At 74.3% G+C, this 24,496-nt stretch carries 25 protein-coding genes; 19 read left to right on the top strand and 6 right to left on the bottom strand.

Annotation, left to right across the window (positions count from 1 at the left end; translation table 11 throughout):
* Positions 1 to 5 precede the first annotated feature (5 nt).
* The 8 genes from BRM3_RS04905 (at position 6) to BRM3_RS04870 (ending at position 7,475) form a co-directional block, all read left to right on the top strand.
* The gene (locus BRM3_RS04905; RefSeq protein WP_263594972.1) at positions 6 to 1,238 is read left to right on the top strand and encodes a methyltransferase domain-containing protein; all 1,233 of its coding nucleotides are present in this window, start codon (positions 6 to 8) and stop codon (positions 1,236 to 1,238) included.
* Positions 1,235 to 1,891 carry an SRPBCC domain-containing protein gene (locus BRM3_RS04900; RefSeq protein ID WP_263594971.1) on the top strand — a complete coding sequence of 219 codons (657 nt, stop codon included), beginning with the start codon at positions 1,235 to 1,237 and terminating at the stop codon, positions 1,889 to 1,891. Before BRM3_RS04905 ends, BRM3_RS04900 begins: the two co-directional genes overlap by 4 nt.
* Entirely contained in the window at positions 1,888 to 2,883 is a 996-nt protein-coding gene (locus BRM3_RS04895; protein ID WP_263594970.1) for an asparaginase, read from the top strand. Before BRM3_RS04900 ends, BRM3_RS04895 begins: the two co-directional genes overlap by 4 nt.
* 95 nt (positions 2,884 to 2,978) lie before the next feature.
* Positions 2,979 to 3,548 (top strand): hypothetical protein, encoded by a 570-nt coding sequence (locus BRM3_RS04890; RefSeq protein ID WP_263594969.1) that lies wholly within the window; start codon positions 2,979 to 2,981, stop codon positions 3,546 to 3,548.
* An 88-nt stretch (positions 3,549 to 3,636) separates the two neighbouring features.
* Entirely contained in the window at positions 3,637 to 4,812 is a 1,176-nt protein-coding gene (locus tag BRM3_RS04885; protein WP_263594968.1) for an ATP-binding protein, read from the top strand.
* A 122-nt stretch (positions 4,813 to 4,934) separates the two neighbouring features.
* A complete protein-coding gene (locus BRM3_RS04880) occupies positions 4,935 to 5,828 on the top strand; it encodes a PadR family transcriptional regulator (protein WP_263594967.1) in 894 nt (297 codons plus the stop codon).
* 201 nt (positions 5,829 to 6,029) lie between these two features.
* Complete coding sequence (locus BRM3_RS04875; protein WP_263594966.1) at positions 6,030 to 6,746, top strand: DsbA family protein; 717 nt, start codon at positions 6,030 to 6,032, stop codon at positions 6,744 to 6,746.
* Between the two features lie 21 nt (positions 6,747 to 6,767).
* On the top strand, positions 6,768 to 7,475 hold the full coding sequence (locus BRM3_RS04870; protein ID WP_263594965.1) for a hypothetical protein: 708 nt from the start codon (positions 6,768 to 6,770) through the stop codon (positions 7,473 to 7,475).
* 37 nt (positions 7,476 to 7,512) lie between these two features.
* Here BRM3_RS04870 and BRM3_RS04865 read toward each other — a convergent pair whose 3' ends face one another.
* Entirely contained in the window at positions 7,513 to 9,606 is a 2,094-nt protein-coding gene (locus tag BRM3_RS04865) for a heavy metal translocating P-type ATPase (RefSeq protein ID WP_263594964.1), read from the bottom strand.
* Positions 9,607 to 10,213: 607 nt separating this feature from the next.
* On the opposite strand from BRM3_RS04865, the gene BRM3_RS04860 reads away from it, so the two are divergent.
* From BRM3_RS04860 to BRM3_RS04845, 4 genes are read left to right on the top strand one after another with little or no spacing between them, the layout of a single operon-like run.
* Positions 10,214 to 11,113: a sulfurtransferase gene (locus BRM3_RS04860; RefSeq protein WP_263594963.1), complete on the top strand. Its 900-nt coding sequence runs from the start codon at positions 10,214 to 10,216 to the stop codon at positions 11,111 to 11,113.
* The gene (locus tag BRM3_RS04855; RefSeq protein ID WP_263594962.1) at positions 11,110 to 11,580 is read left to right on the top strand and encodes a SufE family protein; all 471 of its coding nucleotides are present in this window, start codon (positions 11,110 to 11,112) and stop codon (positions 11,578 to 11,580) included. Before BRM3_RS04860 ends, BRM3_RS04855 begins: the two co-directional genes overlap by 4 nt.
* Before the next feature lie 60 nt (positions 11,581 to 11,640).
* Positions 11,641 to 12,024, top strand: a complete 384-nt coding sequence (locus tag BRM3_RS04850) for an ArsR/SmtB family transcription factor (RefSeq protein ID WP_263594961.1) — start codon at positions 11,641 to 11,643, stop codon at positions 12,022 to 12,024.
* Positions 11,985 to 12,467, top strand: a complete 483-nt coding sequence (locus tag BRM3_RS04845; RefSeq protein ID WP_263594960.1) for an SRPBCC family protein — start codon at positions 11,985 to 11,987, stop codon at positions 12,465 to 12,467. Before BRM3_RS04850 ends, BRM3_RS04845 begins: the two co-directional genes overlap by 40 nt.
* Positions 12,468 to 12,493: 26 nt before the next feature.
* Here the strand turns inward: BRM3_RS04845 and BRM3_RS04840 are convergent, their stop codons facing one another.
* Complete coding sequence (locus BRM3_RS04840) at positions 12,494 to 13,417, bottom strand: hypothetical protein (RefSeq protein WP_263594959.1); 924 nt, start codon at positions 13,415 to 13,417, stop codon at positions 12,494 to 12,496.
* A 66-nt stretch (positions 13,418 to 13,483) separates the two neighbouring features.
* Between BRM3_RS04840 and BRM3_RS04835 the strand changes: the two genes are divergently transcribed.
* From BRM3_RS04835 to BRM3_RS04805, 7 genes are all read left to right on the top strand, one after another.
* A complete protein-coding gene (locus tag BRM3_RS04835; RefSeq protein ID WP_263594958.1) occupies positions 13,484 to 14,722 on the top strand; it encodes an aminotransferase class I/II-fold pyridoxal phosphate-dependent enzyme in 1,239 nt (412 codons plus the stop codon).
* Positions 14,723 to 14,753: 31 nt separating this feature from the next.
* Complete coding sequence (locus tag BRM3_RS04830) at positions 14,754 to 15,248, top strand: hypothetical protein (RefSeq protein WP_263594957.1); 495 nt, start codon at positions 14,754 to 14,756, stop codon at positions 15,246 to 15,248.
* A gap of 57 nt (positions 15,249 to 15,305) precedes the next feature.
* On the top strand, positions 15,306 to 16,322 hold the full coding sequence (locus BRM3_RS04825) for a cation:proton antiporter (protein ID WP_263594956.1): 1,017 nt from the start codon (positions 15,306 to 15,308) through the stop codon (positions 16,320 to 16,322).
* Positions 16,319 to 16,924: a hypothetical protein gene (locus tag BRM3_RS04820; RefSeq protein ID WP_263594955.1), complete on the top strand. Its 606-nt coding sequence runs from the start codon at positions 16,319 to 16,321 to the stop codon at positions 16,922 to 16,924. The genes BRM3_RS04825 and BRM3_RS04820 overlap by 4 nt, the downstream gene beginning before the upstream one ends.
* A gap of 75 nt (positions 16,925 to 16,999) precedes the next feature.
* Positions 17,000 to 17,848 (top strand): PTS sugar transporter subunit IIA, encoded by an 849-nt coding sequence (locus BRM3_RS04815; RefSeq protein ID WP_263594954.1) that lies wholly within the window; start codon positions 17,000 to 17,002, stop codon positions 17,846 to 17,848.
* Positions 17,849 to 17,892: 44 nt separating this feature from the next.
* The gene (locus BRM3_RS04810) at positions 17,893 to 19,485 is read left to right on the top strand and encodes a PTS ascorbate transporter subunit IIC (protein WP_263594953.1); all 1,593 of its coding nucleotides are present in this window, start codon (positions 17,893 to 17,895) and stop codon (positions 19,483 to 19,485) included.
* A gap of 96 nt (positions 19,486 to 19,581) precedes the next feature.
* Positions 19,582 to 19,875, top strand: a complete 294-nt coding sequence (locus tag BRM3_RS04805; protein WP_263594952.1) for a DUF2316 family protein — start codon at positions 19,582 to 19,584, stop codon at positions 19,873 to 19,875.
* Positions 19,876 to 19,892: 17 nt separating this feature from the next.
* Here the strand turns inward: BRM3_RS04805 and BRM3_RS04800 are convergent, their stop codons facing one another.
* From BRM3_RS04800 to BRM3_RS04785, 4 genes are all read right to left on the bottom strand, one after another.
* Entirely contained in the window at positions 19,893 to 21,242 is a 1,350-nt protein-coding gene (locus BRM3_RS04800) for a glycoside hydrolase family 32 protein (protein WP_263594951.1), read from the bottom strand.
* A 103-nt stretch (positions 21,243 to 21,345) separates the two neighbouring features.
* Positions 21,346 to 22,419 (bottom strand): LacI family DNA-binding transcriptional regulator, encoded by a 1,074-nt coding sequence (locus tag BRM3_RS04795; RefSeq protein ID WP_263594950.1) that lies wholly within the window; start codon positions 22,417 to 22,419, stop codon positions 21,346 to 21,348.
* A 24-nt stretch (positions 22,420 to 22,443) separates the two neighbouring features.
* Positions 22,444 to 23,322, bottom strand: a complete 879-nt coding sequence (locus tag BRM3_RS04790) for a putative RNA methyltransferase (RefSeq protein ID WP_263594949.1) — start codon at positions 23,320 to 23,322, stop codon at positions 22,444 to 22,446.
* 37 nt (positions 23,323 to 23,359) lie between these two features.
* Positions 23,360 to 24,349 carry a hypothetical protein gene (locus tag BRM3_RS04785; protein WP_263594948.1) on the bottom strand — a complete coding sequence of 330 codons (990 nt, stop codon included), beginning with the start codon at positions 24,347 to 24,349 and terminating at the stop codon, positions 23,360 to 23,362.
* Between the last annotated feature and the right edge of the window lie 147 nt (positions 24,350 to 24,496).

The following is a 24,496-nucleotide window of genomic DNA, read 5'->3' as shown; positions in this document are numbered from 1 at the left end:
GCCGGATGCGATGCGACCACTTCGAGGCGGGCACGTGCCGTTCGTGCAGCCTGCTGGACGTGCCTCACGCGCGCCAGGTGCGGGAGGCCCGCGGCGCCGTCGAGGAGCTGCTCGCGCCCTTCCTGGCCACGGGCGCGACCTGGGACGCGCCGGTCACGAGCGCCGAGGCGGGGTTCCGCAACAAGGCGAAGATGGTCGTGACGGGCACCGCGAACGAGCCGGTGCTCGGCATCCAGGGGCAGGGCGGGGCGCGGGCGCGCCACGGCGCCGATCCGCTGCTGGGGACCGCGGACCTCGCCGACTGCCCCCTCTACCCGCCCGGGGTGCAGCGGCTGCTCGACGGGGTGCGGGCCCTGATCCGACGGGCGCAGGTCCCGCCCTACGACGTGGCCCGCCGTCGCGGGGAGATCAAGAACGTCATCGTCACGATCGCGCCCGACGGCCGGACGATGCTGCGTCTCGTGCTGCGCAGCGACGCCGCCCTGGGCCGCCTCACGGAGCATCTGCCGGCCCTGCTGACCGCGCATCCCGAGGTCGCCCTCGTGAGCGCGAACCTCCATCCCGAGCATGCCGCGACCCTCGAGGGAGAGGTGGAGATCCCGCTCGCCGGGGACGCGTTCCTGCCGATCACGATGGGGCCCGTGACCCTGCACGCGCGCCCGCGGTCCTTCCTGCAGACCAACACCGCCGTCGCCGGCGCGCTGTACGCGCAGGTGGGGGCGTGGGTGGACGCGATCGACGAGAGTCGCCGCGCCCGCTCCACGCCCGCGCCTCCCCTACGCCTGTGGGACCTCTACTGCGGCGTGGGCGGTTTCGCCATGACGTGCGCTCGCCCCCTCGCCGCCGGGCCGCGGCGCGAGATCACGGGGGTCGAGGTGTCCGAGCAGGCGATCGTGTCGGCGCGCGAGGCCGCGGCGGCCGCCGGGCTCGACGTCTCCTTCCACGCCGACGACGCGACCGCGTGGGCCATCGCCCGCGCCGCGGAGGAGGGCGCCCCGGACGTGGTGATCGTGAACCCGCCCCGCCGCGGCATCGGGCCGCGCCTGGCGGCGTGGATCGAGGACTCGGCCGTGCCCGACGTGATCTACTCCAGCTGCAACCCCACGACGCTCGCCGCCGACCTCGCCGCGATGCCGGGCTCCCGGATCGTGCGCGGGCGCCTGATCGACATGTTCCCCCACACCCGCCACGACGAGGTGGTGGTGCACCTGCGCCGCCACGGACGGAGGACCCCATGAGCACGACGCACCAGGACCCGCTGCGGGCGGCGCTCGCCGCGCAGCTCGACGACGCCGGGCGCACGGTCGCCCACGACGCCAACAACGAGGTCGACGTGCGCCTGACCCGCACGTTCGACGTCCCGATCGCCGAGCTGTGGGCGGCGCTCACCGATCCCGGGCGGCTCGTCCGATGGTTCTCCCCGATCGAGGGCGAGCCGGGCGAGGGCGGCACCGTGCGCCTGGTCGCGATGGGCGTCGAGGCGCGCGTCCTCGCGTGCGCGCCGCCGCGCACCGCGACCCTGACGTGGGGCATCGGCGGCGATGCGAGCGTGCTGGACCTCCAGCTCGACGCGCACGCCGAGCACGAGGGCGCGACCACGCTCTCGGTGCGCCACCACGTCGGCCTGAACGAGCACTACGAGACCTACGGGCCCGCGGCGACGGGCGCGGGCTGGGACGGCGCGATGCTCGGGCTCTCCCTGCACCTGGCGGATCCGACGGCCGATCCCGTCGCGGAGATGGCCCGGTTCCCGCTCTCCGAGGACGGGCTGCGCTTCACGGCCGACTGCTGCGCCGCCTGGGAGCGCGCCGACGTCGCCGCCGGCACGGCAGCCGAGACCGCGCACCGTCGCGCCGAGGCGACCTCCGCCTTCTACCGGGGCGAGGCGTGAGAGCTCCCGCGCGCGTGCACGTGCTCTCGCTCGGCGGCACCATCTCGATGGCCCAGGACGCGACCGGGCTGAGGGCCGCCCCCGCCGACGCGCCGGATGCCGGGCTCGTCTCCCCGGTGCCCGAGGACGTCGAGGTCACGCACGTCCCGGTCGCCAACGTCGGCTCCCCGTCGGTGCGTCCCGCGCAGCTGGCCGAGGTGCTCGAGCGCGCCCGCGACGCGGTGGCCGGCGGCGCCGCCGGGGTCGTGGTCACCCACGGCACCGACACCCTCGAGGAGTCGGCCTTCCTGCTCAACCGCTACTGGGACCTCGAGGCGCCGCTCGTGCTGACCGGTGCGATGCGCCCGGCTAACGCCCCGGGCGCCGACGGTCCCGCCAATCTGCGCGACGCCGTGCGCACCGCCCTCGCCCCCTCGGCCCGCGGCCTCGGCGTGCTCGCCGTGTTCGACTCCCTCGTCCACCTGGCCGATCGCGTCACCAAGGTCAGCTCGCGCTCCGTCGACGCCTTCGCCTCCGAGCCCTCGGGTCCCGTCGCCCTCGTCGGCGAGCGCGACCTGCGGCTCGTCTACCGCCCGACCGACCGTTCGGCTCTTCTCGGGGGTGCCCTGCCCGACCGCCTGCCGCGCGTGCCCGTGCTCGCGCTCGGCCTGGGCGACGACGCGGAGCTGCTCGACGCGCTCGCGCCGGACGCGCTGGAGGGCCTCGTCGTCGAGGGCGTCGGCATGGGGCACGTGCCCGAGCGCGCCGTCGGCCGCCTGCGTGCGCTCACCGCGCGCGGCGTCCCGGTCGTCGTCGCGACCCGGGTGCCGAGCGGCGGCACCTCCCTCAACCACTACGACTACCCCGGCAGCGAGGTGGACCTGATCCGGGCCGGCTGCGTGATGGCCGGGGCCCTCACGCCGCACTCCGCACGGCTCCTGCTGCAGGCCCTCGTGGCCGACGGCGCCGACGCCGACCGGATCTCCCGCGAGTTCGAGGCCTTCGGCTACTGACGGAGCCGCCGCGGAGCGCGACGCAGGGCACAGGTCGTGTGCGACAGTGGTGGCGAGCGCCTCGTGCGCCCCGCGACGACCGGAGGAGTGATCCCATGACTGAGCAGCCCGACCCCAACGCCGGCACCGACACCTTCACCCCGCACGTCCCCGTCGTGCCGCCGGGCGGCCTCGCCTCCCCCGCGACCGATCCCAACGTCGTGGCCCCGGCGAGCGCCGAGCCGCAGGCCGGCCCGCCCGCCGCGGAGACCGTCGGCCGGCCCCGGCTCGCGCGGCTCTTCTCCGAGCAGCTCGCCCGGCTCGAGCTGACGGCCGACGGCGATGCCCACCATGGCGCCATGCCGGATGTCGAGCTCGACCCCGCCGAGCTCGACCCGGCGCTCGTCGACGAGCTCGTGGGCCTGCAGATCTCGATCCCCGCCGCGGAGGCCTTCGGCGTGCTCGGCGGTCTGCGCCCGACGGGCGAGGACCTGTTCACGGTGACCCTCGACGACGAGACCCTCGAGATCCCGCACACGGCACGGCTGCACGTGAGCTCGCGCTCGTGGCGCGAGGCCGACGAGGGAGCGGTCGAGCAGCTGACCGGGGAGCTGCCCGCCTCGCCCCTGCACGGCGAGGAGCGGTCCCCCGACCGCCTGACGGGCCCCGGCGACCTGCGCGAGTGACGAGCGCCCGCTGACGAGCCCGCGAGCGGTTGCTAACGTTGCTAACAGACGGCGGCGACCCCCGCCGTCGGAGCCCGAGGAGGCGCCCGTGCCCAATCCGTTCCGCGCCTCGTTCGGCGCCGTGCCGCCCTTCCTCGCCGGGCGCGACCTGGTGCTCGACGACTTCGAGGCGGCCCTGGACCACGGCCCCGGCGCCGAGGGGCGCGCGACCCTCGTGATGGGCGCCCGCGGGACCGGCAAGACGGTGCTGCTCACCGAGATGGAGGCGATCGCGCGGGACCACGACTGGCAGGTCGTCTCCCTCCACACCTCGGCCGGCTCCCTGCTCGAGGAGGCCCGCACGCAGGCGGTCGAGATCCTGCGCGACCTCGACCCGGAGGCGACGCGCTTCCGGGCGACCGGCGGCTCGGTCGGCTCGATCGCGTCGCTGCACGGGGAGGTGGTCGACCAGTACGGCGCCCCCGCGCTCTCGCCCGCGAGCACCCTGTCCCGGCTCACGACCCTCCTGGGCGCCGACACGGGGCTGCTGTTCACGCTCGACGAGGTGCAGTCCGTCGACCTCGAGCACCTCGCGGCCTTCGCCCAGATCTACCAGGACCTCGTGCGGGCCGAGCAGAACGTGGCGTTCGTCGGCGCGGGGGTCGGCGCGGGCGTGCGCACCCTGCTCGACAGCCCCAAGACCACCTTCCTGCGGCGAGCGCGCCGCGTCGAGATCGGCATGGTCGACCTCGGCTCCGCCGCCGCCGCGATCCAGGCCACGGTCGCGGCGACCGAGAAGTCGATCGACGCCGCGGCCGCCGTGCGCGCCGCCGAGATCTCGTGCGGATACCCCTACCTGATCCAGTACGTCGGGGCCCAGACCTGGGCGCATGCGGGGGACGCCGACGAGATCCTGCTCGAGGACGCGGAGGGGGCGCGCGAGGGCGCGATCGCGCAGATGGCCACGAACGTCATCGAGCCGGCCCTGCGCTCGCTCGCCGCCCGGAAGCGCGAGTACCTCGAGGCGATGCTGCTCGACGACGGGCCCTCCGCGGTCGCCGACATCGCCACGCGCCTGGGCGTCGCCGCGGGCTATCAGTCCGTCTACCGCGAGCGCCTCCTCGACGACGAGCTGATCCGCCCCGGCGAACGCGGGACCGTCGAGTTCGCGCTCCCCTACCTGCGCGAGGCGCTGCTCGCGGGCCGAGGCCGCGACGCCGAGGCCGCGCCGCTCGCCTCGGGCGTGCGCGCCCGGCGCACGAGGGGCCCTCGCGACCGCCGCTGACGCTCCCGCCGGAGCGCCGGCCGCGCACCTCCTCCCGTGACACACGACATATCGATATATCTCTTGTGTCGCTCCCAGTAGCGATATATCGTGATGCTGACGAAAGAGAAGGGAGTTGCCCCATGCGACACCATCACCATCACGAGTTCCCCCATCCCGAGCACGCCGACGACCTCCGCGCGGCCCTGCGAGACGCCCGCCGCGGCGGTTTCGACGAGACCGCCGCCGAGGGCCGCGGTCGACGCGGCGGCTTCGGCGGCCGCGGCGTCGGAGGCGGACCGCGGGCCGGCTTCGGCCCCGGCGGCGGCTTCGGCCCGCGCGCGGGCTTCGATCCGCAGGACGAGGACGATCCGCGCCGCGGCTTCGACCGTCGAGGCGGGTTCGACCCGCGCGGCGGCTTCGGCCCCGGCGGCGGGCCCTTCGGCCCGGACGGCGTGCCCGAGGGCTTCGACCCCCGCTTCGGCGGGCCCCGGGGCCGCCGTGGACGCGGCCGGGGACGCGCCCCCCGCGGGGACGTCCGCACCGCCGTCCTCCTGCTGCTGGCCGAGGAGCCCATGCACGGCTACCAGCTCATGCAGACGATCGCGGAGCGCACGGGCGGCCGCTGGTCGCCGAGCCCGGGAGCGATCTACCCGACCCTCAGCCAGCTCGAGGACGAGGGCCTCGTCAGCGTCTCCCAGCAGGGAGGCCGCAAGCTCGCGAGCCTGACCGACGAGGGTCGCGCGCACGTCGAGGAGAACCGCGGCTCGTGGGCCGACCCGTTCCCCGCCGCCCCCACCGACGGCGAGGAGAACACGGTCGACCTGCGCACCCTGACCCATGAGCTCATGGGCGCGGTCCGCGAGGTCGGACGCAGCGCGAGCGACGCGCAGGTCCGCGCGGCCGCCGGCATCCTCGCCGACGCCAAGCGGTCGCTGTACCGCGTGCTCGCCGGCGACGTCGAGGACGCCGCGGGCGACGCCCCGGCCGACGACGCGGGCCCCGAGACCGCGGCGGAGGGTGCCGAGCAGGAGTGACGAGCGGCCGCGGCACCGTGACCTTGGTCCCGGCGCCGCGGCCCTCGGCGTCCCTACGCTGTTCTCAGAGGTTCGCACCCGGGGGCGGGTGCACCACTGCCGACCGCGGCTCCGTGACACTGCCGTCCGGAGCCGCCGTCGGCGACTTTCCCGTCACGAGCCGCGGCGACCCGCAGACCGTCTCGACCCGGGAGCTCCACCATGATCGTCCATCCCTCTCGCACCGCCTCGCCCGCACCGCGGCGGCGGACGCTGCTCGCCGGAGCGCTCGTCCTCCCGCTCGGCCTCGGCCTCGCGGCCTGCGGATCGTCCACGGCCACCCGCGCGGAGGATGCGGACGCGGGCGAGCCGGCCCTCCCGCAGGGCGTCGCCGCCGACCAGCCGTACATCCAGTTCGGCGACGGCGGCACCGGCGACACGATCATCGACGTCTACCTCGACTTCCTCTGCCCCTACTGCAAGAAGTTCTCGGAGGCCAACGGCGCCGACCTCGCCGAGCTGTCCACGCGCGAGGACACGACCGTCCGCCTCCACCTGCGCCCGATGCTCGACCGGGCGACGTCGCCGACGGGCTACTCCGGGCGGTCCGCCAACGCCGCCCTGGCCGTCTACGACGAGGAGCCGACGCGCTACTGGGCGATGGAGAGCGCCCTGTACGACGCGCAGCCCGCCGAGGACTCCGCGGGCCTCGACGACGCGCGGCTGATCGAGCTCGCCCACGGCGCGGGCGCGACCGCGGCGGTCGACCAGCACATCACCGGCGGCACCTTCATCCCCTACGTCGAGAAGGTGGTCGAGCCCGAGGCGCGCGCCAAGGACTACGGCACCCCGGTCGTCGAGATCGACGGGACCGAGGTGACCGAGGCGGATCTCTACGTCGCCGGCGGACTCCTGCAGGCGGTCGAGGCCGCGCGCTGACGCGCCCCTACACTGGCACGCATGGCCGGACACGGAGAGGACACGGACGGCTCCGCGTGGACGGCACGCGATCAGACGCTGCTGCGCACCGCGCAGATCATCCATGCCATCGAGCACGGCGAGTACGACCGGATCGACGCGCTCGACGTGGACTTCGCCGTGCACGGGAGCTTCCCGGACAACAAGATCGTGCTCGCCGCCCCGTGCGAGCTCTACTCGTACCAGGCCCTGGGCGACGGCTCGTACACCCATGACTCCTCGATGTTCCTCGCGACCGGACGCGGCGGACTCGCGATGACGGCCGGGGTCGCGGCGGGCCGCGCGATCGGCAACTCACGGCGCCGCGCGGCCGCGGCGCGGGACGCCACGCCGCACTGGCATCGCATCGACGGCGGCCTCGTGTTCGTCAACCAGTTCGGCTTCTACCTGTCGACCCCCACCAACCTGCTGTGGTGGAACTGGGACTCGATCCTGTCCGGGCGCATGCTCGCGCGGCGCCAGTTCGCCCTCCTGGGCGAGTCCGAGACGGGCCGCGTGAACTATGTCGTCGAGTCCGACGCGGCCGAGCTCGTCTTCGCCTTCTGGGCGATGGTGCGCCAGAGCCGCCACAGCCAGCTCGCTCAGCGGGTGTGGCTGCTGCCGGAGTGGCTCGCGAAGTACCGGGCGCACCTGGGCGACCGGGCCTTCGACTTCACGGCCCCTCCCGGTCCGCCGGCGATCGAGAGCTGAGGGTGCGCCGGAGCGCCGCGGTCACGTGCGCTCGCGGTCACGTGCGCTCGCGGTCCTGGGGGCGCAGGTCGATCCGCCGCAGGAGCTGGGCGTTCAGGGCCACCACGACGGTCGAGGCGCTCATGAGCAGCGCGCCGACGCTCATCGGCATCACGAACCCGATCGGGGCGAGCACGCCCGCGGCGAGCGGCACCGCGACCACGTTGTAGCCGGCGGCCCACCCCAGGTTCTGGAGCATCTTGCGCCACGCGGCCGACGACAGGTCGATCACGGAGACGATCGTGCGCGGATCGGAGCCGGCGAGCACGATGCCCGCCGACGCGATCGCGACGTCCGTGCCCGCGCCGATGGCGATGCCCACGTCGGCGCGCGCGAGCGCCGGGGCGTCGTTGACGCCGTCGCCCACCATCGCGACCCGGCGCCCCTCGTGCTGGAGCTCGGCCACCCGGTCGGCCTTGTCCTCGGGCCTCACCTGCGCGTACACGCGGTCGATCCCGAGCTCGCGGGCGACCGCGTCGGCCACCGTCTGCGCATCCCCCGTGACCATGGCGACCTCGATGCCGCGCTCGTGCAGCTCGTCGATCGCCTGCCGGGACTCCGGGCGCACCGCGTCGGCCACGCGCAGCGCCCCGAGGATCTCGTCGCCGTCGAGCACGTGCAGGACCGTCGCGCCCTCGCCGTCCCACGCGGAGGCCGCCTCGAGGGGCGTCAGGCCGTGGTCCTCGAGCAGGCGCGGGCCGCCGACGGCGATGCGGCGCCCGTCGACCGTCGCCGCGACGCCGGTGGCGGGCTCGGAGGTGAATGCCGCGGAGGCCGGGACCTCGAGCCCCCGCTCGCGGGCGGCGCGCGCCACGGCCTGGGCGAGCGGGTGCTCGCTGTCGGACTCCGCGGCCGCCGCGAGGGCGAGCACATCGTCCTCCGCGCCGCCGCGCCCCGGGGCGGCCGCGATGCCGGTCACGGCGGGCGCGCCCTCGGTGAGGGTCCCCGTCTTGTCGAGCAGCACGGTGTCGATCGTCCGCATGCCCTCGAGGGCCTGACGGTCGGTGATGAGCACGCCCGCGCTCGCGGCGCGTCCCGTCGCGATCGAGACCACGAGCGGGATCGCGAGCCCGAGGGCGTGGGGGCACGCGATGACGAGCACCGTGATCACGCGCTCGAGGGCCGTGTCGGGACGGCCGAGGGCGAGCCACACGACGGCGGTGACGATCGCGGCCGCGAGCGCGAACCAGAACAGCCACGCCGCGGCGCGGTCGGCCAGCAGCTGGGTGCGCGAGCTCGAGCTCTGGGCGTCGGCCACGAGCTTGCGGATCCCGGCGAGCGCCGTGTCCTGGCCGGTCGCGGTGATCCGGACGCGCAGGCCCGAGTCGGTCGCGACGGTCCCCGCGACCACCCGGTCCCCCGTCGACCGCTCGACGGGGCGCGACTCCCCGGTGATCATCGACTCGTCGAGGTGGGCGGAGCCGTCGACGATCTCGCCGTCGGCGGGGACCGTCGAGCCGGGCCTCACGATCACGACGTCGCCGGTCGCGAGGTCGGCGGGGGTCACGGTCTCGGTGCCGGAGTCGGTGACCCGCTCGGCCTCGTCGGGCAGGAGCGCCGCGAGGGAGTCGAGCGCCGACGAGGTCTGCGCGAGCGAGCGCATCTCGATCCAGTGCCCCAGCAGCATGATCACCACGAGCAGCGCGAGCTCCCACCAGAAGGCGAGGTCGGAGGCGAGCAGTCCGAGCGTGGCCGCCCACGACGCGACGAAGGCGACGGTGATGGCGAGCGCGATCAGCAGCATCATGCCGGGCCGGCGGGAGCGGATCTCCGAGACGGCGCCCGTGAGGAACGGGCGGCCGCCCCACACGTACAGGACCGTGCCGAGCACCGGCGGGATCCAGGAGACGGGCCCGCTCGTGGGCACGTGGTAGCCCAGCAGGTGGGCGAACATGGGGTCGAGCGCGACGACGGGCACGGCGAGGACCAGCATGATCCAGAACAGCCGGCGGAACATCATGACGTGGTGCATGTGGCCGCCTGCGTGCCCGGCGTGGTCCATCTGAGCGCCGTGGTCGCTGTGACCGGCGTGCTCGGCGGTCGCCGTGCCCTGCGTCGCGTGCTGCATGTGCTCGTGATCGTGGGGGCTCATACCTCGTTTCTATACCCCCTAGGGGTATTTGTCGAGGGGGCCGGACGACAGAGAGCCCCGGGCGGCTCGCACACCGCCCGGGGCTCTGTCCCCCCTACTCACACGGGTCCCCCCGAACCCGTGCGCGTCACGATCCGGCGTCGGTGACCTCGACGGCCACGGGCTGCGTCGTCGGCTCGCGAACGCTCTCGACAGCCTCCGGGCGCGGTCGGGAGCGCCGCACAGCCGCGCCGGGCGGCGTCCGCCTCGGCACCTTCCGTCCGGTGTTCGAGCTGGTCATAGCCCGTCCCCCTCCGATCTCGGATGCTGCGTCGGCCCGGCGACCGACGGCTCCGGACACCCGTTCCCCCAGGGTGCTCAGGAGCCCGTCGACCGGGACTTCCCTGGGACATTACGGACACTTCGCCGCACGTTCAATGAGTACGAGGAAAGTTTCCACGTTCCTCCTGGTCAGATCGCGAAAAAAAGTTTTGCGACACGCACCGACATTTCCGCCGTGTCGCGACGCCGCGTGGTCGCACCGCCCTCAGCGAACGCGAGGTGACGGATCGCGCCGTGAGCGGGAGACTGCTGGAGTCCCCTGTCCGCGAACCGTGAGGTGATCTCCGTGCCCGTTCCCGCCGATCCGTCGCCCGCCCTCCAGCAGTACGCACATCCCGAGAAGCTCGTGACCACCGACTGGCTCGCCGAGCACCTCGGGGACGACGGCCTCGTGGTCGTCGAGTCCGACGAGGACGTGCTGCTGTACGAGACGGGGCACATCCCCGGCGCCGCCAAGATCGACTGGCACCTCGACCTCAACGACCCCGTGACCCGCGACTACGTCGACGGCGCCGCCTTCGCCGAGCTCATGGCGCGCCACGGCATCACGCGCGACACGACCGTCGTCGTCTACGGCGACCGCTCCAACTGGTGGGCCGCGTACGCCCTGTGGGTGTTCGAGCTGTTCGGCCACGAGGACGTGCGCCTGCTCGACGGCGGCCGTGCGGCCTGGCAGGCCGAGGGCCGCGAGATGACGCGCGACGAGCCCGCGCCCGTGCGCGCCGAGTACCCCGTCGTCGAGCGCCGGGACGCTCCCCTCCGGGCGTTCCGCGAGGACGTGCTCGGCTTCCTCGGCGGCCAGCTCGTCGACGTGCGCTCGCTGCCCGAGTACACGGGCGAGCGCACCCACATGCCCGAGTACCCCGAGGAGGGCGCGATCCGGGGCGGCCACATCCCGACCGCACGGTCCGTGCCCTGGGCGCGCGCCGCCCAGGAGGACGGGCGCTTCCGGCCCCGCGACGAGCTCGAGGCGATCTACCGCGAGGAGATCGGCTTCGATCCGGCCGAGCCCGTCATCGCCTACTGCCGCATCGGGGAGCGCTCGAGCCACACGTGGTTCGTGCTGCGCCACCTGCTCGGCTTCGAGGACGTGCGCAACTACGACGGCTCCTGGACCGAGTGGGGCAACGGCGTGCGCCTGCCCATCGCGGTGGGGTCCGAGCCGGGCGAGGCGGGGCGCCGATGACCGCCGCGAGCGCCGAGAGCGCCGTCCCGGCCGCGCTGCAGGAGATCGCGGACGACTTCGGCCAGCTCACCGGCAAGGACCGCCTGCAGCTGCTGCTCGAGTTCTCCGACGGCCTGCCCGAGCTGCCGGCGCGCTACACGGACCACCCCGAGCTCCTCGAGCCGGTCCCCGAGTGCCAGTCCCCCATCTTCCTCGCGACCGAGGTGGAGGGCACGGGGTGCGAGGCGCGCGTGCGCCTGTTCTTCTCCGCACCGCCGGAGGCGCCGACCACGCGCGGCTTCGCGGGCATCCTCGCCGAGGGCCTCGACGGCCTGAGCGCCGGCGAGGTGCTCGCGGTGCCGCTCGACGTGACCGGACGCCTCGGCCTCGCGGAGGTGGTCAGCCCCCTGCGGCTGCGCGGCATGGCCGGGATGCTGGGCCGGATCCAGCGCCAGGTGCGCCAGAAGGCCCAGGTCCCGGCCGCCTGAGCGCCGGCCGACGCGACGGGCCCTTGACAAAGCACAACCACATGGTTGTAGGTTGTGGGCGTGAGCACGACCGCCGAGGACCTCGTCGACGCGCGGTTCCATGCCCTCGCCGACCGCACCCGGCGGGACATCCTGCGCCGCACTCTGCGGAGCGAGCAGTCGGTCTCCTCACTGGCACGGAAGTACGACATGAGCCTCACGGCCGTGCAGAAGCACGTCGGGGTGCTCGAACGAGCCGGTCTCATCACCAGGCACCGTCGCGGCCGGGAGTCCCTCGCCCGCGGCGAGGTCGAGGCGGTGCGCTCGGCGGCCCAGCTCCTCTCCGAGCTCGAAGCCCTGTGGCGGGACCGCATCGCGCGCATCGACGAGCTGATCGACCCCGCCTCGTCCCAGGAGGGACCACCATGCCCGTCACCGACGTCCACCGCGACCTCGACACCCTGACCCTCACCATCACGGCGCAGTTCGCCGCCCCCGTCCAGCGCATCTGGGACATCTACGCCGATCCCCGGCAGCTCGAGCGGATCTGGGGGCCGCCCGGGTTCCCAGCGACCTTCGTCGAGCACCGCCTCGCCCCCGGCGGCCGCATGACCTACTACATGACCGGCCCCGACGGCGAGCGGTACCCCGGCTACTGGGAGGTGATCGAGGTCGACGAGCCGCACGCCTTCCGCTTCCGGGATGGCTTCGCGCGCGAGGACCTCACCCCGGACCCCGACCTGCCCGTCTCGGAGACGACGTGCACCTTCGACGAGCACGAGGGCGGCACCCGCGCCGTCTACGTGTCCACGTACGCCACGCGCGAGGGGCTGCAGCAGGTCCTCGACATGGGCGTCGAGGAGGGGACGCGCACGGCGCTCGACCAGATCGACGCCCTCGTGGCCTGATCAGGACTGTGCCGCGACTGGCGTGATCAGGACTGCGGGAGCAGCCCGAACACGTAGTAGGGCTCCGTGTCGTCGCCGGGTTGCGCGGTGCCGTACCACGTGCCGTCGCCGCCCCCGTCGGTCGTGCCCGTCACGTCGCACACCAGGTGATCGCCGGAGTCGAGCACCTGGCAGGTCGCCTCGACCTCCGCAGGGATGTCGCCGTCCGGGTGCTCGGCCAGCATGACCGCCTCGATCACCGTCTCCTGTGCCGAGCCCTCGGTGACGGACGCGCGATCGTCCTCCTCGCTCGCGGCCGCCACGATCTCGGTGCCGGTGGGCACGGTGAAGTCCCCGGGGCCCTGTCCGTCGACGTGGTGGATCACCACGGTCTTGCCGAAGGCCGACGGCGCGAGCGCGACCTGGACGGTGACGACGACGCTGTCGTCCTCCCCGGTGAGTCTGCACAGGACCATGGCCCCCTCGGTGTCGGCGGAGGAGTTGCAGTCCGGGACGTAGGTCTGGTCGCCGTCGTCGAAGCCGGCGATGAACTCGGACTGCGCGACCTGCTCCGCCGTGAGCGATGTCCGACCCTCGCGATCGATCACGGCCTCGTAGTACGAGGCGCCGTCGGACTCGCTCGTGCGGCTGGTGCCGGGCTCGGCCAGGATCGTGCCCTCCCACGAGGAGGGGAGGCTGACCTCGGTGTCCTCGGAGCTGGTTGAGGGGTCATCGCTCGCGCTCGTCGTGCCCTCGGTCGGCGGCTCGGCGGACGAGGACCCCTGCGTGGGCGACACGGAGGAGGACGCGCTCATCTTCTCCGCGCTCTCTCCCGCCGAGCTCTCCTCTGCACTCCCCGTCGGGTCCGCCTCGGCGGGATCCGAGGGGGACCCGCACGCGGCGAGGGAGAAGGCCGCGGAGACGAGCAGGACAGGGCGGATGAGGACGCGGGCGGGTGTGACGCAGCTCATACTTTTAGAGAGTATGCTCCGCTCCCCCCGACGGCAAGGGTCCGCTGCTCTGGCAGACTCGCCCGCATGGATCTCGAGGGCCCGTGGCAGGCCGCGGCGCGCGGCGCGCATCTGTGGGTGGACGGCGTCGCGCAGCCGACCGTCTTCGCCCGCATGTCGGCGCGCGCCGCTGCACTCGGGGCGATGAACCTGGGCCAGGGCTTCCCCGACACCGCCCCGCCACCGGTCGTCGCCGAGACCGCCCAGCGCAACATCCGTGAGGGCGTGAACCAGTACCCGCCGGGCCCGGGGCGGCCCGAGCTGCGCGCGGCGATCGCCCGCCACCAGGAGCGCTTCTACGCCCTGGCCTGGGATCCCGGCAGCGAGGTGCTCGTGACCACGGGCGCGACCGAGGCGATCGCCGCCGCGATCCTCGCGCTCGTGCGGCCGGGTGACGAGGTGGTCACGCTCGAGCCCTTCTACGACTCCTACGCGGCGACGATCGCACTCGCCGGAGGCGTGCACCGCACGGTCCCGTTCGAGGTCCGGTGCACCGACGGCGAGCTGTCACTGTCGGTCGCGCCGCACGCGCTCCGCGAGGCCGTCACGGACGCGACCCGCCTGATCCTGCTGAACTCCCCGCACAACCCCACCGGGGCGGTCCTCGGACGCGAGGTGCTCGAGGCCCTCGTGGAGGCGGCATGCGCGCACGACGCGATCATCGTGTCGGACGAGGTGTACGAGCACCTCACCTTCGCCGCATCCCACGTTCCCGTCGCGACGCTCCCGGGCGCGCGCGAGCGGACCATCACGATCGGCTCGGCGGGCAAGACGCTGTCGGTCACGGGCTGGAAGATCGGCTGGGTCACGGCCGTCCCCGAGCTCGTCGCGGCGGTCACGGGCGTCAAGCAGTGGCTCACGTTCACCTCGGGGGCCCCGTTCCAGGGCGCGGTCGCGCGCGGTCTCGAGCTGCCCGAGGCCCAGTACGCGGCGATCGCCGACGACCTCGCCCGGCGGCGCGACCTGCTCGTGGACACGCTGCGGGGGATCGGCGCGCACGTCGCCGTGCCCGAAGCGGGCTACTTCGTCCTGGCGGATCTCTCGCCGCTCGGCGAGGACGACGCGACCGCGCTGTGCGAGCGCCTGCCCGAGGAGGCGGGCGTCGTCGCGATCCCCGTCGCCGCGTTCTGCCATGACGACGCCGCGGGCGGGCACGCGAGCCAGTACCGCTCGCTCGTCCGCTTCGCCTTCTGCAAGGACGACGCGACCCTGGCCGAGGCGGCCCGACGGCTCGGGGCGTGGGCGCGAGGGCGCCGAGGCGCTTAGGCTGGTCCCACCCTTCGGCCGAGGAGACCCGATGACCGCGATCGATCATGACACGTACTCGTCCTACCTGACGGAGCACTATCTGGGAGCCTCATCCGGGGCGCAGGCCTTCCGGGCCGCCGCCTCCGCCTGGGAAGGCCGCCCCGGGGGCGAGCTGCTGCAGGAGCTCGCCGACGAGGTGACGGCCGACCGGGACACTCTCCGGGATCTGATCCGCGGCCTCGGGTACTCCGTGGGCCCTCTCAAGCAGACCGCAGCCGCGGGAGCCCAGGTCGCCGGACGGTTGAACCCGATGAACGTGCTGCGTGCCCATCAGGTTGCCGCCGCTCGCATCGAGATCGAGACGCTGACCGGGCTGGTCCGTGCCAAGCGATGCCTGTGGGAGACGCTGCTGCGGCTCACGGCCGTGGACCTGCGCTTGGACCCGCAGCAGCTCGAGCGGCTCGCCGAGTCCGCGCGATCGCAGGAGGAGCGGCTGGACCGGATGATCCAGGACGGCGCGCTCGCCACCTTCACCACCGAGTGACTCCGCGACCGTGAGAACCTTCCGGCCCCCGGTCGCCGCCCGGATGGCGGCGCGCCGATGACCGGGCTCATCGCCGCGGGCGTCGTCGCCGTCATCGTCATCTGCGCGGCCGACATCCTCGCCCCCCGGGTCAAGGCGGCGCCTCCGCTCGTGCTCGTGGTCGTCGGCATCGCACTCAGCTTCGTGCCGGCGCTCGGGACCTTCGAGCTCGAGCCCGACCTCGTGCTCGAGGTCATCCTGCCGCCGCTGCTGTACGCGTCCGCGGTCGCGATGCCGGCGATCAGCTTCAAACGCGAGCTGTCCGCGATCAGCGGCCTCTCCGTGACCCTCGTGGTGCTCAGCTCGCTCCTGCTGGGGCTGCTGTTCTGGTGGCTCGTGCCGGGCCTCGGCTTCGGCTGGGGCGTCGCCCTCGGCGCGATCCTCTCCCCCACGGACGCGGTCGCGACCTCGATCATCAAGGGCCGCGGCGTGCCCGACCGGGTCGTCACGATCCTCGAGGGTGAGTCGCTGCTCAACGACGCGACCGCCCTCGTCATCCTCGCGACGGCCGCGGGGGCGGCCGTGCACGGCTTCTCGGTGGCCGGCGCCGTGGGCTCCTTCCTGTACTCCGTGATCGTGGCACTCCTGATCGGCGCGATCGTCGGGGTGGGCAACTTCTGGTTCCGGCGACGGATCGAGAACGCGACGGCCGACACGGTCCTCTCGTTCACCCTCCCCTTCATCGCCTCGGTGCCCGCCGAGCTGCTGGGCAGCTCGGGCCTCGTGGCCGCGGTCGTCGCGGGCCTCATCATCGGCTTCCGGGGCCCGCGCACGCTCCCCCCGCAGCACCGCCTGACCACGGGCATCACGTGGTCGAGCGTGCAGATGGTGCTCGAGGGCGTCGTCTTCCTGACCATGGGCCTGCAGATCAAGGCGGTGCTCACCGAGCTGCACGAGGACTCGGTGGGGGTCGCGGCAGGGCTCGGGATCGCCGTGGTCGCCCTCGTGGTGATCGTGCTGACCCGCAGCGGATGGCTCGCCGGGGACCTGTGGCACCTCGGCCGGCGGGCGCGGCGCGGCGCGGCACGGACATGAAGCCGCGCATCGACGCGATGCGCAAGCGCCTGGACACGAGCCGCAAGCTCAACGCCCAGCACCTCGAGGCCTTCGAGCGCGCCAAGGCCACGGTCGGCACGGAGAATCCGACGCGCGAGCAGCTCATGGGCGCCTACACCGACGCGCTGCGGGAGCTCGCCGACGGGGGCGACCAGCTCGCCCAGCGCCGGATCGAGCTCGCCGACGAGGCCTCGCGCCGGCTCGGCGACGCGGCCTACCAGCAGAACCTGCGGCTGCCCACGAGCGCGAGCCGCGGCGGCACGGAGCTGGCCCGCACGAGGATCGACGCGCGCAACGCCCGGTCCGGGCAGGTCGCGGGCCGTGGGGGCTCGGGCACGGACGGGCCCCGATGCTGCCGGATCCCGAACGGCTCGAGCGCTACGCGACGCGCCTGCGCCGGGCGAGCGCCGACATCGGCTACCTCGCGCGCCAGCCGCTCGGCACCCGGGAGGGCACGGTGCTCGTGTCGTCGTGGGGTGAATACAACCGCTTACATTCGGTATGTAAGCGGTGACATTACGCGCCTGCCGGAGGAGCGCAAGGGGTCGCCGTGGGCCGGGACGGGACCTCCGGCCTCCTGACGGGACCGTTCGCGTCGCGTAGCCTCGGCAGGACACGCCGTCCCGTCTCCCGTCACCGCCGAGAGGAGATCACGCATGTCCTCGCTCAGCGACCTGCTCGATCCGTCCGCGATCCGCCTCGACGTGCCCGCCGCCGACTGGCGCGCGGCGATCCGCGCCGCGGGCGCGCTGCTCACCGCCTCCGACGTCGCAGGCCCCGCCTACACCGACGCGATGATCCGCACCGTCGAGGAACACGGGCCCTACATCGTGCTCGCGCCGGGCTTCGCCCTGGCCCACTCGCGGCCCGACGCCTCGGTGGCCCGCACCGGCCTCGCCCTCGTGCGCCTCGCCGAGCCGGTCGCCTTCGGCAACCCCGACAACGACCCCGTGACCCTCGTGATGGCGCTCGCGGCGGCCGACGCCGGCGCGCACCAGCAGGCCCTCGCGGCGCTCGCGGGCGTGCTCGCCGATCGCGAGCGCCGCGCCGCGCTCGACGTCGCGGCCACCCCCGCCGAGGTGCTCGCGGTGCTCGAAGACCCCGCCCCGCGACCGGCCGCGGCGACCCCGGCCACGACGACCGCTGCCGCACCGGCCGCTGCTCCCTGGCCCGCCGCGGAGGCCGCACCGGTCGCCGCCGACGAGGAGACCGTGCCCTCGAAGAACCTGATCCTCACGGTGTGCGGCAACGGCCTCGGCACGAGCCTGTTCCTCAAGAACACGGCCGAGCAGGTGCTCGACCGCTGGGGCTGGTCCCCCTACATCAGCATCGAGGCGACCGACACGATCTCCGCCAAGGGCAAGGCCCACGACGCCGACGTCGTGCTGACCTCGGGGGCCATCGCCGACGCGCTCGGCGACGTCGGCGTGCCCGTCGAGGTGATCCGCGACTTCACCTCGCAGGCCGAGATCGACGCCGCGCTGCGCCGCCTCTACGCCGTCTGACGCCCTCCCCCTCCCCTCCCCGTCCGAGCATCGGAGCCGCGACCATGAACGTCCTCCTCGCGATCGCCCAGTTCCTCGTCAACGAGATCCTGAGCGTGCCTGCCTTCCTCATCGGCATCATCACCGCGATCGGCCTGCTGGCCCTGCGCAAGAGCGTCGGCCAGGTGATCGGCGGCGGCCTCAAGGCCGTGCTCGGCTTCCTCCTGATCGGCGCCGGCGCGACCCTCGTGACCGCCTCGCTCGCGCCGCTCGGCACGATGATCCAGGGCGCGCTCGGCGCCCAGGGCGTCGTGCCCACCAACGAGGCGATCGCGGGCATCGCCCAGCAGCAGTACGGCGCCCAGGTCGCGTGGCTCATGATCCTGGGCTTCGTGGTCGCGATCCTGCTCGCGCGCTTCACCCCCCTGCGCTACGTGTTCCTGACCGGGCACCACATGCTGTTCATGGCCACCCTCATCACGATCGTGATGGCCTCGGCGGGCATGCCCACGCCGGTCGTCGTCGTGCTCGGGGCGGTCCTGCTCGGCATCCTCATGGTGTCACTGCCCGCCCTCGCCCAGCCCTTCACGCGCAAGATCACGGGCGACGACACGATCGCGATCGGCCACTTCGGCACCGCCGGATACATCGCGTCGGGGGCCGTGGGCCGCCTCGTCGACCCGCGCGGCAGGAGCCGCTCGACCGAGGACATCACCGTGCCCGAGGGCCTGCGCTTCCTGCGCGACTCGATGGTCGCGACGGCCCTGTCGATGGTGCTCATGTACGTCGTGGTCGCGCTCGTGTACCTCGCCCGGGTCGGCCAGGAGACGGCGTTCACCGCCTTCGACACCCCCTCCTCGAACGTCGGCAACTACCTCATGACGTCCGTGACCCAGGGCCTCCAGTTCGGCATCGCCGTGGCCGTGATCCTCTTCGGCGTGCGCACGATCCTCGGCGAGCTCGTGCCCGCCTTCCAGGGCATCGCCGCGCGCGTGGTCCCCGGCGCGGTGCCCGCCCTCGACGCGCCCATCGTGTTCCCGTACGCGCAGAACGCCGTGCTGATCGGGTTCATCTCGAGCTTCGTCGGCGGCCTCGTCGGCCTGCTCCTGCTCGGCACCGTGTTCGGGCCGCTCTTCGGCCTCGCCCTGGTCCTGCCCGGCCTCGTGCCGCACTTCTTCACGGGCGGCGCCGCCGGCGTCTACGGCAACGCCACGGGCGGGCGCCGCGGCGCGATCGCGGGCGCCTTCGTCAACGGCCTCCTGGTCACGTTCCTGCCCGCGCTGCTGCTCAAGGTGCTGGGCGCCTTCGGCTCGGAGAACACGACCTTCGGCGACACCGACTTCGGCTGGTTCGGCATCCTGATCGGCTACGGCGCCCGGCCGGGCGTGCTGCTCGGCTCGATCGTGCTCGCCGTGATCGGCCTCGTGATCCTCGCCCTCGCGATCACCGTGCAGCGCCGCGTGGTCGACACCGGCTGGGATCCCGCCCGCGCCCGCGGGAGCGCGGGCGGCACGACGGCCGTCGCGGCGGGCGCCGCCACGGCCTCGGGCACGGGCGCCGCGGGCGGGGCAGCCGCGGTGACCGCGTCGACGGGCCGCTACCCGCGGGTCGCGCCGCCCGCGGGCGCTCCCGTGCCTCCTCCCCCGCCCGCCGACTGACGTCGCCCCCCAGGGCGCATAGGCCAGGCGGCCCACCAGGCGAGACAGCCCACACGGCCCTCCCCGCGCGCGGCGGCGGCCCGACACAATGGGGGCATGTCGCTGAACAGCCCCCAGCGGGCCCGCACCGCCGCCGAGTTAGCCGCCAACTTCGCGGCCTCGGGCCTCACCCGCGACGAGCTGCGCGAACGCACGGGGCTGCCGCCCGCACGGTTCGACTCGGCGCTGACGATGTCGCCGGGCACGAGCCCCGTGGACGCGTGGCTCCTGCGGGACACGCTCGAGACGGCGGTGCGCGAGGCCGGGGCCGAGCTGACGCCGTTCTCGATCCTGACCGACGACGCGCGCGCCGCGGCGACGGGCTGGTTCGGGGTCGCCGACCGCCGCTGACCGCGGCGCGTCGGGCCTCAGGCCGAGGGCCGGCGCAGCTCCCAGACCCGCAGGTCGCTCGCGCCGCCGAGGGCGCGCACCCGCAGCGACTCGCCCTGGCCCGGGTACACCCGCACGGTCTGCGGCACGCCCTGCTCCGGCAGCAGCTCGAGGATGCTCGCATCGACGAACACCGTGACGGGGCCGTGCGGCTCCTCGGCGATCACGCGGAGCACCGTCCCGTCCTCGCCGATCAGCTCGACGCGCGCGCCCTGCTCGGAGCGGGCCTCCGCGCGCGGTGGGAGGACCGCGCCGTCGTCGCCGACCGGGAGCGGGGCGCCGCGCAGGGTGCGCAGCTCGGCGGGCACGCGCGAGACGACGCGGCCGTGCTCGAGGTCCAGCTCGCGCGGGAAGGTCAGGCATCCGGCCCAGCCCTGGGCCTCGGCCTGCTCCGCCGTGCGCTCCGCGCCCTCCCACGACCACGCCCACAGCAGGACGCGGCCGGACGCGGGATCGACATGGGCCTGCGGCGCGTAGAAGTCGGGGCCGGCGTCCAGCGGGCCGCCTGTCGCCGGCGAGAAGCGCAGCGGGCCGAGTCCCGTCCGATCGTCCTCGCCGTCCGTCTCGTGCCAGGTCAGGTCGCCGAGCAGCCAGCTCACGCGGTCGGGCCCGAAGCCGCCCTCGGGCGGCGTCGTCCACAGGCTCAGGGCGAGCGCCCAGCGCGCCTCGTCGCCGCGCCCGAGGCGCACCAGCTGGGGGCACTCCCAGACGTCCGCCGGAGCGTGCTGACCGGCGATCGTCTCCTCGCCGGTCAGCACCGGGCCCAGGTAGCGCCAGCTGGTGAGGTCGGAGCGGTCCCAGGCCAGGATCGCCGGGACCATGCGCTCGACGCCATCGGCGCCGCGACGCCGCAGGCCCGCTCCCTGGATCGCGAGGGCGCGCCCGTCCAGCTCGAGCAGGAAGGGGTCGCGCACGGCCACGAGCCCGGACTCGTCGGGGGCGTCGGCCGCCGTGCCGGGGAGCGGCTCGAAGGCCGTGAGGTCGGCGTTCGCGCGCTGGATCACGACGCGCGACTGCTCGACGTGACCGCGGCTCACCCCCGAGTACACGGCGTGCACGGCGCCGTCGTGCACGGTCGCGACGCCGCTCCAGCAGCCGCCCTCGTCGGCCTCGCCGGGTCGCGGGGCGGGCCCGAGGGGCTCCTCGCGCCAGCTCACGAGGTCGTCGGACGAGACATGGCCCCAGTGGATGCGCTCGTGGCGCGGGGAGTCGGGGTTGTACTGGAAGAACACGTGCCAGCGGCCGTCGTGCCGCACGATCCCGTTGGGGTCGTTGAGCCACCCCCGCGCCTGGACGCGATGCAGGGAGGGGAAGGGGTCGCTCGTCACGGGGCCTCCTGGGCAGGGTCGATCCACGGCGCCTCGACACGTGTCGAGGCCGGTCCGTCGAGTATGGGACCCGCTTCGACACGTGTCAAAGGACGAGGAGCGGTCAGGCGGGCACGAGGCCGGTCGTCGCGCGCTCCACGAGGGCGCACGGCACGACGACGGGCGCCGACGGCACGGCGGCCCGCTCCTCGCCGCCCTCGATCAGGTCGAGCAGGGCGCGCACGGCGGCGCGGCCCATCTCCTCGTGCGGGAGGGCGATGGTGGTCAGCGGCGGGGTGAGGGCCGCGGCGAAGAAGTCCTCGTCGTCGAAGCCGACCACCGAGAGCCGCCCCGGCACGTCGACCCCGGCGAGCGCGGCGGCGTGCAGCGCCCCCGCGGCGACGCGGTCGCGGATGCAGAACAGAGCCGTGGGCGCCTGGCCGTGCGCCAGCAGGCGCGAGGCCGCGCGGAAGCCGTCGTCCATCTGCCAGCCCGCCGGCACGAGGCGGGGCGCGAGGCCGGCCTCGGTCATCGCCGTCCGGTAGCCCTGCTCGCGCTCGAGGGTCGCGGGCTGCCGGTCGCCGCCGCTCAGCATCGCGATCCGCTCGTGCCCGAGCCCGATCAGATGCCGCGTCGCTCGCCGCGCCCCCTCGAGGTCGGCGGGGACGAAGGCGGGGACGGGAGTCCGGTCCCTGTCGTCGGCGGAGGCGTCGGCGCCAGCGGCGGTGTACTCCTCGCAGTCGAGCAGGACCAGGGGCAGGCCGAAGGTCGAGGCGGGGAGCCGGATCCGGGCGCGCCCCATCGTCGCGTAGACGAGGCCGTCGACCTGGCGCTCGGCGAGCAGGCGCATCGCGTCCGCGAGGCTCGCCTCGCGCAGGGAGAGGTCGACCTCGATCACCATCTGTCCGTGCGCCGCCGCCTCCTGGGAGGCCGCGCGCGTCATCGGCCCCGCCCAGGGGGAGGTCGCGATCCGGTCGGTGATGAGGCCGATCGTGCGCGTGCGCCGGTCGCGCAGCGACAGCGCGATCGCGCTGCGTGCGTAGCCGAGCTCCGCGGCCGCCGCGAGCACGCGGTCCCGGGTCGCGGAGGCGACGGTGCCCTCCACGCGGTCGTTGAGCACCATCGAGACGGTCGCCCGGGACACGCCCGCCCGCGCAGCCACGTCCGAGGACGTCGGTCGGCGCGGGGCGGGGCTCACGCGGACCAGCCTACGGTCACCGCCTCAGCGCGGCGCGTACGCCGTCACGAGCACCGACACGGTCACGGCCAGGCCCGCGCCTGCAGCTCCCTCGCCCGCCGCTCCCCCGCCCTCGCGCCGCCCGAGGGCGTGCACGTCGAGGTGCCGGGCGCTCGGCGTCATCCCGATCAGGTCGCGCGCCTGCTCCGCGCCGAGCGTCAGCTCGTACTCGACCTCGCGCGTGGTCACGGCGGTCACGTGCGGCGCGAGGGCGCGCGCCAGGCGCTCCTCCTTGGCCGGGTCGATCGTCACCATCGCGGCGACCTCGGCCCGCAGCTCGGCGAGATGGCGCGCGGTGGGGCGGGCCACGACGAGCCTGCCGCCGGGGCGCAGCACGCGGTGGAACTCGGCGGGGTTGCGCGGCGCGAACACGTCGAGCACTGCGTCGACCGAGCCGTCGGCGAGGGGGAAGGGGCGGAACGCGTCCCAGGTCGCGGCGATCGCGCGCGGATGGGCACGAGCCGCGACCCGCAGGGACCGCACGGACGTGTCGAGCGCGATGCCGTGCGCGGCGGGCATCCGCTCGAGCGTGCCCGCGAGGTAGTAGCCGGTGCCGGCCCCGACGTCGAGCACGACCTCGGGCTCGTCGCGCCCGCCCCCGGCGAGGGCGGCGACGGCGTCCCGGACCGGGGCGTAGGCGCCGGTCGCGAGGAAGCGCTCGCGGGCGCGCGCCATGTCCGGGTCGTCGCCGCTCACGGCGCGGGCCCCGCCCAGCAGCGAGATGTACCCGTGGCGGGACACGTCGAAGGTGTGCCGTGCCGGGCAGCGCAGGGCGGAGCCGGACGCCGGCGCGAGGCGCTCGGCGCACAGGGGGCACCGCAACAGACGGGCCGCGAGCTCCAGGGAGGCGGGGTCGGATGTCACCGGCCCAGCCTAGGAGCCCGCGGCCTGCACGGCCGGGTCAGGCCGCCGCGAAGTAGAACTTCTCGCCGGAGAAGCTCAGGAGCGGCTCGACGATGAACGTGCCCTGCTTGGCCTGGTCGGCCGGGATCAGGAACGCCTCGGTGAAGGTCGCCGTGCCGCCGTCCGTCAGGTCGTTGACGCTGAAGGAGTCCTGGCCGGTCACGACCGAGCTGGTCGAGTACACCTGGCCGTTGGGGGAGGACAGCGAGATCGTGGTCTCGATCCACGGCGAGACCTCGCCCGAGCCGTGGTAGACGACCGTCACCGGCACCGTCACGTAGACCTCGCCGTCACCGGGCGCCTCGTTGAACTGGTTGGCCTTCTGGATGTCCGACCACGCGTCCCAGTTCACCTCGCCGAGCGTCACGTCGAGGGTGCCGTCCGTGCTGGTCGTGAGGGTCGCGGGGCCGCCGCCGACCGGGAAGGGGCTGTCCGCCGTGCCGGCGCCGCCCTGGGCCGCCGCCGAGGTGGGCGCGTCGCTCGTGGGCGCGTCCGAGGTCGGGGCGTCGGTCGTGGGAGCGTCCGAGGTCGGCTCCTCCGTCGCCGTCGACGAGGTCGCAGGGGCCGGCGGCGTGGTCGGCTCGTCGTTCGAGCCGCGGTTGAGGAACGCGCAGCCGCCGATCACGATGAGGATGATGAGCACGAGGACGCCGCAGCCCAGGCACGTCCACAGCGGCCAGCGGGTCTTCTTGGTCTGCGCGGGCTGGATGGGCTGGTAGCCGCCCGGGCCCTCTCCCCCGGGGACCTGGCCGTAGCCGTTGGGCGAGGCCTGGCCGTAGCCCGCGGCGCTGGGGCCGTAGCCGTTCGCGGACGGCTGGCCGTAGCCCTGGCCGGACGGGTCGGGCGAGCCCTGCCCGTAGGCGGGCGAGCCGCCGTACTGCTCATAGGGCGCGGCGGGCGGCTGGCCCGGGTACTGCGAGCCGTAGGGATCGGAGGAGCCGTCGGGACGGGGCTGTCCGTCCTGAGGGTACTGAGGGGGCTGGGACATGGCGGGTGCGGCACCGCTCGGGGTGCCGCCCTCCTCTCGGAAGGGGTCAGGGAGATCGATCGAGATGCGGACGGGTCAGGGGAGGGGGAGCTCCTGATGGCCAGATCTTAGGGGAAGAGGTGGACAATCCCGCCGATCCGGGCGCTG

Source organism: Brachybacterium huguangmaarense (genome assembly GCF_025725725.1).
GTDB lineage: Bacteria > Actinomycetota > Actinomycetes > Actinomycetales > Dermabacteraceae > Brachybacterium > Brachybacterium huguangmaarense.
Note: the sequence above shows the minus strand (reverse complement) of the source record. Positions and strands in the feature narration are given on the sequence as shown.

Excerpts from the sequence above, each read along its gene's own strand:
- BRM3_RS04810 (WP_263594953.1), top strand. The coding sequence starts at position 17,893 with ATGAACGTCCTCCTCGCGATCGCCCAGTTCCTCGTCAACGAGATCCTG.
- BRM3_RS04840 (WP_263594959.1), bottom strand. The coding sequence starts at position 13,417 with ATGAGCTGCGTCACACCCGCCCGCGTCCTCATCCGCCCTGTCCTGCTC.
- BRM3_RS04870 (WP_263594965.1), top strand. The coding sequence starts at position 6,768 with ATGGCCGGACACGGAGAGGACACGGACGGCTCCGCGTGGACGGCACGC.
- BRM3_RS04835 (WP_263594958.1), top strand. The coding sequence starts at position 13,484 with ATGGATCTCGAGGGCCCGTGGCAGGCCGCGGCGCGCGGCGCGCATCTG.
- BRM3_RS04855 (WP_263594962.1), top strand. The coding sequence starts at position 11,110 with ATGACCGCCGCGAGCGCCGAGAGCGCCGTCCCGGCCGCGCTGCAGGAG.
- BRM3_RS04830 (WP_263594957.1), top strand. The coding sequence starts at position 14,754 with ATGACCGCGATCGATCATGACACGTACTCGTCCTACCTGACGGAGCAC.
- BRM3_RS04890 (WP_263594969.1), top strand. The coding sequence starts at position 2,979 with ATGACTGAGCAGCCCGACCCCAACGCCGGCACCGACACCTTCACCCCG.
- BRM3_RS04805 (WP_263594952.1), top strand. The coding sequence starts at position 19,582 with ATGTCGCTGAACAGCCCCCAGCGGGCCCGCACCGCCGCCGAGTTAGCC.
- BRM3_RS04845 (WP_263594960.1), top strand. The coding sequence starts at position 11,985 with ATGCCCGTCACCGACGTCCACCGCGACCTCGACACCCTGACCCTCACC.
- BRM3_RS04785 (WP_263594948.1), bottom strand. The coding sequence starts at position 24,349 with ATGTCCCAGCCCCCTCAGTACCCTCAGGACGGACAGCCCCGTCCCGAC.
- BRM3_RS04905 (WP_263594972.1), top strand. The coding sequence starts at position 6 with ATGCGATGCGACCACTTCGAGGCGGGCACGTGCCGTTCGTGCAGCCTG.
- BRM3_RS04820 (WP_263594955.1), top strand. The coding sequence starts at position 16,319 with ATGAAGCCGCGCATCGACGCGATGCGCAAGCGCCTGGACACGAGCCGC.
- BRM3_RS04880 (WP_263594967.1), top strand. The coding sequence starts at position 4,935 with ATGCGACACCATCACCATCACGAGTTCCCCCATCCCGAGCACGCCGAC.
- BRM3_RS04900 (WP_263594971.1), top strand. The coding sequence starts at position 1,235 with ATGAGCACGACGCACCAGGACCCGCTGCGGGCGGCGCTCGCCGCGCAG.
- BRM3_RS04815 (WP_263594954.1), top strand. The coding sequence starts at position 17,000 with ATGTCCTCGCTCAGCGACCTGCTCGATCCGTCCGCGATCCGCCTCGAC.
- BRM3_RS04825 (WP_263594956.1), top strand. The coding sequence starts at position 15,306 with ATGACCGGGCTCATCGCCGCGGGCGTCGTCGCCGTCATCGTCATCTGC.
- BRM3_RS04865 (WP_263594964.1), bottom strand. The coding sequence starts at position 9,606 with ATGAGCCCCCACGATCACGAGCACATGCAGCACGCGACGCAGGGCACG.
- BRM3_RS04875 (WP_263594966.1), top strand. The coding sequence starts at position 6,030 with ATGATCGTCCATCCCTCTCGCACCGCCTCGCCCGCACCGCGGCGGCGG.